This is a genomic window from Streptococcus mitis (assembly GCF_009496285.1).
GTDB lineage: Bacteria > Bacillota > Bacilli > Lactobacillales > Streptococcaceae > Streptococcus > Streptococcus mitis_BP.
This window is the reverse complement of sequence record NZ_WIJK01000041.1, coordinates 1-9,261: the sequence shown is the minus strand read 5'-3', so window position 1 is coordinate 9,261 and position 9,261 is coordinate 1. Positions and strand designations below refer to the sequence as shown.

At 39.7% G+C, this 9,261-nt stretch carries 9 protein-coding genes and 1 pseudogene; 6 read left to right on the top strand and 4 right to left on the bottom strand.

Going from position 1 to position 9,261, the window contains the following annotated elements; genetic code table 11:
• The 4 genes and pseudogenes from GEZ89_RS09275 to GEZ89_RS09265 form a co-directional block, all read right to left on the bottom strand.
• The coding region (locus tag GEZ89_RS09275) for a hypothetical protein (RefSeq protein WP_153225804.1) at positions 1 to 188 on the bottom strand (188 nt) is incomplete at its 3' end.
• A 279-nt stretch (positions 189 to 467) separates the two neighbouring features.
• Positions 468 to 2,411: a threonine--tRNA ligase gene (gene thrS, locus GEZ89_RS09270; RefSeq protein ID WP_153225803.1), complete on the bottom strand. Its 1,944-nt coding sequence runs from the start codon at positions 2,409 to 2,411 to the stop codon at positions 468 to 470.
• A gap of 73 nt (positions 2,412 to 2,484) precedes the next feature.
• Positions 2,485 to 2,612, bottom strand: a pseudogene (locus tag GEZ89_RS09855) (AAA family ATPase); the annotation flags it as partial.
• Positions 2,613 to 2,733: 121 nt separating this feature from the next.
• Entirely contained in the window at positions 2,734 to 3,108 is a 375-nt protein-coding gene (locus GEZ89_RS09265) for a hypothetical protein (protein ID WP_153225802.1), read from the bottom strand.
• 205 nt (positions 3,109 to 3,313) lie between these two features.
• On the opposite strand from GEZ89_RS09265, the gene rpsO reads away from it, so the two are divergent.
• The 6 genes from rpsO to GEZ89_RS09235 all read left to right on the top strand — a co-directional run bounded on the left by rpsO (position 3,314) and on the right by GEZ89_RS09235 (position 9,012).
• On the top strand, positions 3,314 to 3,583 hold the full coding sequence (rpsO, locus tag GEZ89_RS09260) for a 30S ribosomal protein S15 (protein ID WP_001018251.1): 270 nt from the start codon (positions 3,314 to 3,316) through the stop codon (positions 3,581 to 3,583).
• A 415-nt stretch (positions 3,584 to 3,998) separates the two neighbouring features.
• The gene (locus tag GEZ89_RS09255) at positions 3,999 to 5,045 is read left to right on the top strand and encodes a FecCD family ABC transporter permease (protein WP_153225801.1); all 1,047 of its coding nucleotides are present in this window, start codon (positions 3,999 to 4,001) and stop codon (positions 5,043 to 5,045) included.
• Between the two features lies 1 nt (position 5,046).
• Complete coding sequence (locus tag GEZ89_RS09250) at positions 5,047 to 5,802, top strand: ABC transporter ATP-binding protein (RefSeq protein WP_153225800.1); 756 nt, start codon at positions 5,047 to 5,049, stop codon at positions 5,800 to 5,802.
• Positions 5,803 to 5,825: 23 nt separating this feature from the next.
• On the top strand, positions 5,826 to 6,836 hold the full coding sequence (locus GEZ89_RS09245) for an ABC transporter substrate-binding protein (protein ID WP_153225799.1): 1,011 nt from the start codon (positions 5,826 to 5,828) through the stop codon (positions 6,834 to 6,836).
• Complete coding sequence (locus tag GEZ89_RS09240; RefSeq protein WP_153225798.1) at positions 6,817 to 7,512, top strand: alpha/beta hydrolase-fold protein; 696 nt, start codon at positions 6,817 to 6,819, stop codon at positions 7,510 to 7,512. Before GEZ89_RS09245 ends, GEZ89_RS09240 begins: the two co-directional genes overlap by 20 nt.
• A 156-nt stretch (positions 7,513 to 7,668) precedes the next feature.
• Positions 7,669 to 9,012 carry a DEAD/DEAH box helicase gene (locus tag GEZ89_RS09235; protein WP_153225797.1) on the top strand — a complete coding sequence of 448 codons (1,344 nt, stop codon included), beginning with the start codon at positions 7,669 to 7,671 and terminating at the stop codon, positions 9,010 to 9,012.
• Positions 9,013 to 9,261: the final 249 nt, after the last annotated feature.

Genomic DNA, 9,261 nt, shown 5'->3' with positions numbered 1-9,261 from the left:
ATTATTTTACTATAATCACCAGTTTCTTTATTTATAATAGATAACAAGGGCTTGATTACAGTTATCAATGCTGTTATGAATGTCAGCCTGCCAGTTATTTTACCTGAAAATAGAACTTCTCTTATAAAATTTTTAAAATCATTTCTATCTGGTAGCTTATCAAGTAGAAAATAGATTGCTTTTAGCATACATACCCCCAAAAAAATAATTAAAATAATTGTAACACAAAAGTTAAGCGATTACAACTTAGGAAGTTTTTCTGTAATTAAATATGCGATAGCTTATAAGAATACAAGATAAAAAATCATATTAAAATATTGAAAGCAACAAGAATTGAGTAAGAAATAAATGGGAATTTCAGGTATTAGATGTAGTAAAAATTTCGTGTTAAATTTTTGTAGTATTATAAAGTGATGAGCTTGGATTATTATAATCTGATAGTAGTTATATCGCTTTTGGAGATTATGCTATTTTTCAACTCGTGATTTGTTAGCAATATCTGCAAGAATCAATTCTACAAATGCATCTACTGGCATGGTTTCTGTTTCTTTTTGACCATAGCGGCGAACGTTTACGGCTTGCTCTTCCATTTCCTTATCACCAACGATTAATTGGTAAGGAATTTTTTGAGTTTGTGATGCACGGATCTTGAACTGCATTTTTTCATTGCGCTCATCCACATCAGCACGGACGCCACGGTCACGGAGTTTCTTAGCCACTTCCCAAGCGTAATCCACGTGTTTTTCGTTCGAAACTGGGATAAGGGTTACTTGGTGAGGTGCAAGCCATGTTGGGAAAGCACCCTTGTAGTTTTCAATCAAGATAGCTGTGAAGCGTTCCATCGTTGAGATAACACCACGGTGAATCATAACTGGACGGTGTTCTTCACCATCAGCTCCGATGTATTTAAGGTCGAAGCGTTCTGGAAGCAAGAAGTCAAGCTGGATAGTAGAAAGAGTTTCTTCTTTACCAAGGGCAGTCTTCACCTGAATATCCAATTTTGGTCCATAGAAGGCTGCTTCCCCTTCAGCTTCAAAGTAGTCAAGTCCCATGTCATCCATAGCTGATTTCAACATACGTTGAGCATTTTCCCACATCTCATCATTATCAAAATATTTGTGAGTATCTTGAGGATCACGATATGACAAACGGAAACGATAGTCAGTTAAGTTGAAATCTTCGTAAACATCGATAATCAATTGAAGCGTACGTTGGAACTCATCTTTAATTTGTTCAGGTGTTACGAAAGTGTGACCGTCATTAAGTGACATTTCACGTACACGTTGAAGCCCTGTGAGTGCACCAGATTTTTCATAGCGGTGCATCATACCGATTTCAGCAATACGGATTGGCAATTCACGGTAAGAGTGAACGTGGTGTTTAAAGACTTCGATATGGTGAGGACAGTTCATTGGACGCAGAACGAATTCTTCCCCATCACCCATATCCATAGTTGGGAACATATCTTCACGGTAGTGATCCCAGTGACCAGAAGTCTTGTAAAGTTCTACTGAGGCAATTGGTGGAGTGTAGACGTGTTGGTAACCAGCAGCGATTTCCTTGTCGACGATGTAGCGTTCCAATTCACGACGGATAGTCGCTCCATTTGGCAACCAGAATGGAAGACCTTGACCAACTTCTTGAGAAATCATAAAGAGATCCAATTCTTTACCAAGTTTACGGTGGTCACGTTCCTTAGCCTCTTCACGCATTTGAAGGTAGTTCTTCAAGTCTTTCTTGTCAAACCAAGCTGTACCGTAGATACGTTGCATCATAGCATTGTCGCTATTTCCACGCCAGTAAGCACCAGCTACATTGAGAAGGTGGAAGATTTGGATGCGACCAGTTGATGGGACGTGTGGGCCACGGCAGAGGTCCACATACTCACCTTGACGGTAGATAGTCAAACCGCCCTCATCTTCTGAGTGTTCTTCGATCAATTCCAATTTGTAAGGATCGTTTTTGAAGATTTCACGCGCCTCGTCTTTAGTCACTTCTTCACGGATTGATGGGAAGTTTTCTTTAACGATTTTCTTCATTTCTTCTTCGATACGAGGCAGGTCTTCGTTAGAGATTTGACCCGCTTGGTTGTCTGTATCGTAGTAGAAACCATCTTCGATAGCTGGACCGACACCCAAGTGAATGTCTGGGAAGAGGCGACGAGCTGCTTGAGCGAACAAGTGAGCTGCTGAGTGACGCAAGATTGGAAGGGCATCTTCGTGATCAGGTGTCACGATTTCGATGCTTCCGTCTTCAGTGATAGCACGAGTTGTGTCAATGAGTTTGCCGTTAAATTTACCAGCAAGAGCTTTTTTAGCGAGGGAATTGCTGATAGATTGAGCAATTTCAAAAGTTGTAACGCCAGATTCGAATTCACGAACAGCGCCATCTGGGAAAGTAATTTTAATCATGGTTTTCTCCTTATATTATTAGTTATCAATTATTTTTATAGCAGAAGTGTTTCCCTATTTTTGCAGTTTTAAATCAAGAAAAACAAAAAGCGACATCCTCAAAAGGACGTCGCAACGTGGTTCCACCTTCATTTATGTACAACAAAAACTGTTGACACCTCTGATTGGCTCTAACGTGGCCACCGTTTTATGTTTGCATAAAAGTTAGTAGAGTAGTATCAGTTTAGACTTCCTATGCGTTCTCAGCAACCACGCACTCTCTAAAAGAAAGATTCTAAGTGACTTGTCTCTATGCATTATTATAGCATGATTGCGAGATTTTTCAAGGATTTTGTGAAAGTTTTTTGTTTTTCAGTTTTTGCACCAGATTCTTAATAGCGGCACCGATAGCCATACCTGCGAGGGCAAAGATTTCATAGGCTAGGAAGTAGAGAAGGATAAATTCTCCGAAAGTAATGATGGTAAAGCAAAAGAGCAAGCCAACTCCAATTAACCACCAAACTGAGAACTTGAAACGATAAGAGTAGAATAGTGATACTATGAAAGTCACCAGTGGAGAGAAGATAATAACGTTGCCGATGATGAGTTCCTTCAAGATATAGTTTTCAGTAATAGTCCGTAATAACAGCTCATAAAGTGGCCAATAAAAGAAAAATATGACCAGATAGTAGGGGAGATATTGCGGGAATTTACGCATGGTAATCACCTCTCTTTTCAAGATGTCTACTTAGATATCCTTCCTATAACTATTATAGCACTTTTGCAGTAAGAATAGTAAATCAGTTGACAAAGAACTTAGTTATTGGTAGAATAAGAAATGTCGTAAAGACAAATAACTTCTTCTTGGTTACAGGCATGCCAACCTGTCACTCGGATGAAGCCAAATAAAAAGGAGAAACATCATGGCAATCTCAAAAGAGAAAAAAAATGAAATCATTGCACAATATGCACGTCACGAAGGTGATACAGGTTCAGTAGAGGTTCAAGTTGCTGTCCTTACTTGGGAAATCAACCACCTTAACGAACACATCAAACAACACAAAAAAGACCACGCTACTTACCGTGGATTGATGAAGAAAATCGGTCGCCGTCGTAACTTGCTTGCATACTTGCGTAAAAACGACGTTAACCGTTACCGTGAGTTGATCAACTCTCTTGGACTTCGTCGTTAATTCAAGATACAAAGGCCGTCAAAAGCACAAAGCAAAAATAGGAAAATTGACGAAGAAACTTCAGTTTCTAGGAGATTTTATCTTTTTTGCCAAGTGCTTAGGCTGTGTTCAATTGAGCACATCTTGAAATAAGGCTACTCTAGTTGAGTAGCTTTTTATTTTTGTCACCTTACCTCGATATACTCAAGTATAATCTTCGGTTACGGTTCCTAGCACTGTAAGGTAAAATAAACCAGCTATGTCTCCCTTGGGGGAGATTTTTTAGTTTCATTAGAATTTTAGCCTGAGCTCAATCAGCTCTTTAGTTTCAACAGTCTTTTTATCTGTATCTTTCTAGCCTTGTTCCAGATTTGGAAATGTGGTATACTATTTATGAAAATTGTCTAAATTTTTAATTTTATTAAGGGAGGGTTTCATGATTTCCAAATCTTCTGGAAGCCATCAAAACCTGCGATATGTTTTTCTCCTAGCTCTGTTGCTCGGAGCTTTGGGTGTCTCTCTATTTTTAGCTGTTTCTATGGGGTCTGTTCAGATTAGCTTGAGTGATACTTATAGAATTATTTTAAGTAAGATGGGGGCTCCTCTGGATATAGGAGACCTTTCGAAGTCTACGCTTGCTATTGTTTGGAATATGAGATTGCCACGGGTTTTTCTTGGTTTGATAGTTGGTGCAGGCCTTTCCATGTGTGGCAGTGTCATGCAGTCAACGGTCAATAATCCAATAGCAGAGCCCTATGTATTAGGAATTTCAGCCGGGGCAACCTTTGGAGCAACTTTGAGTATTATTCTTGGATTTAAAGTTATGATTGGTCTAGGATCTTTCCTCGGAGCGATTTTAGCAACAGTTGCAGTTCTTCTGATTGCTTCCATGCAAGGCAGGATGACAACTTCTAGCCTGATTTTATCAGGAACGGTCGTGAATGCACTATTTTTGGCTTTTTCAAACTTTATTATCTCTATTGGGGCCAATGCTGATAGCGTTATGACCATCAAGTTTTGGACCATGGGTTCTTTAGCGGGAACCTCTTGGGGACACTTAACCTTACCAACTATAATCGTGGGAATCGCCTTTTTATTTTTCTCTTCCCAATACCGTGTTTTCAATGCCATGATGATGGGAGATGAGGCGGCTTTGACCTTGGGAATTCCCTTGCGTTTTTACTGGTATCTCTATGTGACGATTGTAGCTGTGATGACAGCTATCTTGGTATCGACCTGTGGGATTATTGGTTTTGTTGGCCTTATCACACCTCATCTAGCCCGAAGTTTGGTTGGGACAAATTACAGAAGGCTATTTCCGATAGCTACTTTACTAGGTGCCCTCTTTGTCGTTTGGGCAGATGTTCTTGCTCGTGTCTTGATTCAGAATGCTGAACTTCCGATTGGTATCTTCACAGCCTTAGTAGGTGCACCTTTCTTTATCTACATGGTTGGAAGTAGACGAAGGGAGGTGAGGGTCTGATATGGACTTAATGTGTCAGGATATTCACTTTGGAATCGGAGAGAAAAAAATTCTCAAAGGAGTCTCACTTAAACTTGAGGGCAACCAATTTCATACTATTTTGGGACCAAATGGAAGTGGAAAGACCAGTTTGCTGAAACTCTTTTATCGACAGGAAAAGCCGAATCAGGGCTTGATTTCTTTAGATGGGAAGCCTCTAGAACAAATGAGCGTCAAAGAAACGGCAAAGCAGATGGCAGTTATCACGCAGTTTAATCAACTCCAGTTTGATTGTACGGTTGAGGAGATTGTCATGCTGGGCAGAACTCCCCATCTCTCTTTCTTACAAAAGGAAAAAGACAGAGATTTTGCTTTGGTTGAGGATGCTTTGGTCAAGGTAGATCTGCTTGAAAAGAGAAATCGACTCTACTCTTCTCTGTCAGGAGGAGAGAAGCAGCGGGTTTTGTTGGCACGTGCCTTGGCACAAGAACCGACTCTCCTGCTCTTAGACGAACCGACCAATCATTTGGATATCAAGTATCAGCTAGACTTATTGACCATTGTCAAAGATCTTCAGATCAATGTGCTAGCTGTCTTGCATGATATTCAGCTGGCTTGTCGCTATTCAGACTATCTCTACCTAATGAAAGAAGGGGAGATTGTTTACCAAGGTACTCCAAAAGAGACTATCACACCTGAGTCATTGCAGGCTGTCTATGGCGTTCAAAGTAAGGTAACTTGGACAGAAGATCAGCAAGCCATGATTCACTATTTATAAAAATTAAAAAGGAAAATAAAAACATGAAAAAAACACTTAGTATTTTGCTCCTAACAGTAGCTACCTTATCTTTGGCAGCTTGTGGTAACGCATCTAAAGAAACAGCACCGGCACCGGCTACAAGAGAAGCTAGTCAAAAAGCTAATACAGAAACCAGCTATCCTGTAACCATCAAAACTTATGATGCTAAAGGAAACGAAGTCGAACAAGTATTTGAAAAGGCACCTGAAAAGGTCATCACCAACAACCTCTCAACAACTGAAATCCTACTTGAACTCGGTTTGAAGGATAAAATTGCTGGCATGCTCAATCCTGATAATGCGGTAACTGGTAAATACAAGGATGCTATTGAAGCCATCCCTCACATTGGTGATAAAAAATCTGTCTCACAAGAAACAGTTCTTTCTTATGAACCAGATGCCTTGATGGGACGCAATATGATGTTTTCTGAAAAGTCAATGGGAACCATTAGTGCTTGGAATGAAAACAAAATCCCTGTTTATACGCAAAAAGCTTCACTTTCAACTATCCAACAAGATTTAGGAAATATCGTAGAAGATGTGAAGAATCTTGGTACCATTTTCAATGTCCAAGACAAGGCTAATCAATACGCAGAGCAATTACAAGCTAAAATCGATGCGGTTAAAAAAGCAAACCCAGAAACACAGGGTGAAAAGAAAAAAGCTTTGATTATGGTGGCCTACAATGATGAAACCTTTGGTGCCTACAAGTCAGCCCTACAAGAAAGTTTGCTCAACCAACTTGGATATACCAATGTCGCAACAGGAACTTCTGGTTTGACCTTGGAAAATCTAGTATCTATGGATCCAGAGTTGATTATCTATGTAACTAGTGACCGCAATCAAAAGTTAGATGAAAAAGCAGTGGATTTGATGAAGGCAAATGCTGTTTTGGAAAATGTACCAGCAATCAAGAATCAAAAAATCATGACCATCTCTTACGATGAGTTGATGGACTACGGTCCAGCAGTGATTGATTCACTTGAAAAAATCAATGACTTTATCAAGAAATAAGGAGTTTAACTGGGAAGGGATTCGTGTTAGGGTCAGTCTTCCTTCAAACTATGAACCTCAACAAGCCTATCCAGTTGTGCTTTTAAATGATGGGGAACTAGATTATTTGTCAAACCTGTCCCAATCTGTAATTTTAGTAGGTTTAATTCCAGAAAATCGTCTGGATGATTTTACACCTTGGCAGGCTGTTGCTTTGAAAGAAGGGGCACCAGATTTTGGTGGGAAGGTAGACCAATACCATCAAAAGCTCTTTCAAGGTATTTTAAAAATTCTAAAGAAAGACTACTTGATTGATGAAAGTCGAATTGCTTATGGTGGCTATTCACTGGGTGGTCTTGCAGCTGTTTATAGTCTCTATAGGAGCCATCTTCCTGCGACCTGTATCTTTTCTATCTGTGGTTCTTTCTGGTATCCAGAATTTATAGACTTTTGCAGGGAACATACTTTGATGCAGAGCCAAAGCCTGATTTATCTGCAAAATGGTCAGACAGAAGGTGCCAATCATTCCAATCGTCTGTCTAAGGCTCCTCTTTTTGCAAGGGAACTTCATGATCTGATTTCAGAAGCAGTTCCCTCAACATATTCCACTTTTGATGCATATGGGCATCATGAAGCTCTCGACCAACGCTATCAACAGTTTTGTGATTGGCTAATGAAAAAATGGGAGCTTAAATAAAAAAGCGATACTCTCTGTTTATGATGGACAGAGAGTATTTTTCTTGCCTTTAATCGGGTATGTTTTTACATTTCGGAGTGATTATCCAAACCGAAAGTTTAACTGAAATGCAGCAAAATGTGGTATAATGAGTAGATAGATAGAATCGAGGATATTATGTTATTTACGAAATTTAAATTTAAAAAATATATAGAAGAAGCTTTGGAGGAGTTGAAGTTTACGACTCCTACTGAGGTGCAGGATAAGTTAATTCCCATTGTTTTGGCAGGTCGTGACTTGGTCGGTGAATCAAAAACAGGTTCAGGAAAGACTCATACTTTCTTGCTTCCAATTTTCCAACAGTTGGATGAAGAGAGCGATAGTGTGCAGGCAGTTATCACAGCTCCAAGTCGTGAATTAGCAACTCAGATTTACCAAGCTGCTCGTCAAATTGCAGGACATTCAGAAGTAGAAATTCGTGTTGTGAACTATGTTGGTGGTACAGATAAGGCCCGCCAGATTGACAAATTAGCAAGCAACCAGCCCCATATTGTTATCGGAACACCAGGTCGCATCTATGATTTGGTAAAATCTGGTGATCTTGCTATCCACAAGGCTAAGACCTTTGTAGTCGATGAAGCTGATATGACCTTGGATATGGGATTCTTGGAAACAGTTGATAAGATTGCAGGAAGTCTTCCGAAAGATTTGCAGTTTATGGTCTTTTCAGCGACTATCCCACAAAAATTGCAACCATTCTTGAAAAAATACTTATCAAATCCAGTTATGGAGAAAATCAAGACCAAAACAGTTATCTCAGATACCATTGATAACTGGTTGATTTCGACTAAAGGTCGTGACAAGAATGCCCAGATTTATGAATTGACTCAAGTCATGCAACCATACTTGGCCATGATTTTTGTCAATACTAAGACTCGTGCAGATGAATTGCATACATATTTAACAGCCCAAGGCTTGAAGGTTGCTAAGATTCATGGAGATATTGCTCCTCGTGAACGCAAACGGATCATGAATCAGGTGAAGAACCTTGATTTTGAGTACATCGTTGCGACTGACTTGGCTGCGCGTGGGATTGACATTGAGGGAGTCAGTCACGTCATTAACGATGCCATTCCACAAGACTTGTCCTTCTTTGTCCACCGTGTTGGACGAACTGGACGTAATGGTCTGCCTGGTACAGCCATTACCCTTTACCAGCCTAGTGACGACTCAGATATTCGTGAGTTAGAGAAACTAGGGATCAAGTTTGTGCCTAAGATGGTTAAAGACGGAGAATTCCAAGATACCTATGACCGCGATCGTCGTGCCAATCGTGAGAAGAAACAAGAAAAATTGGACATCGAAATGATTGGCTTGGTTAAAAAGAAAAAGAAAAAAGTCAAACCAGGTTATAAGAAAAAAATCCAGTGGGCGGTTGATGAAAAACGTCGCAAAGCCAAGCGAGCAGAAGGTCGTGCCCGTGGACGCGCAGAACGAAAAGCTAAACGCCAGACATTTTAAAAATGAGGACAGTAGAACCAAGTTGGTTTTACTGTTTTTTATAGTTCTACATTGAAATTGACAGAATTCATAAGTAGATGATATTAGAAAAATTAAAATTTAATCTGAACATTCTTTTAAATTTGACTCTTTGTCAACTGTAGTGGGTTGATGAAAAGTTATAACCTGGAGAGGACCAACTTGGTTCTCTCCTTTTTTATGTTCAAAGCAATGAGGATTCTAGTTTTAAAGTTTTCAAAGTTCCGGAAG

What these genes read in the sequence shown, in the direction of transcription:
- thrS (WP_153225803.1), bottom strand. Translation starts at nt 2,411, where the DNA reads ATGATTAAAATTACTTTCCCAGATGGCGCTGTTCGTGAATTCGAATCT.
- GEZ89_RS09235 (WP_153225797.1), top strand. Translation starts at nt 7,669, where the DNA reads ATGTTATTTACGAAATTTAAATTTAAAAAATATATAGAAGAAGCTTTG.
- GEZ89_RS09245 (WP_153225799.1), top strand. Translation starts at nt 5,826, where the DNA reads ATGAAAAAAACACTTAGTATTTTGCTCCTAACAGTAGCTACCTTATCT.
- GEZ89_RS09250 (WP_153225800.1), top strand. Translation starts at nt 5,047, where the DNA reads ATGGACTTAATGTGTCAGGATATTCACTTTGGAATCGGAGAGAAAAAA.
- GEZ89_RS09265 (WP_153225802.1), bottom strand. Translation starts at nt 3,108, where the DNA reads ATGCGTAAATTCCCGCAATATCTCCCCTACTATCTGGTCATATTTTTC.
- rpsO (WP_001018251.1), top strand. Translation starts at nt 3,314, where the DNA reads ATGGCAATCTCAAAAGAGAAAAAAAATGAAATCATTGCACAATATGCA.
- GEZ89_RS09240 (WP_153225798.1), top strand. Translation starts at nt 6,817, where the DNA reads ATGACTTTATCAAGAAATAAGGAGTTTAACTGGGAAGGGATTCGTGTT.
- GEZ89_RS09255 (WP_153225801.1), top strand. Translation starts at nt 3,999, where the DNA reads ATGATTTCCAAATCTTCTGGAAGCCATCAAAACCTGCGATATGTTTTT.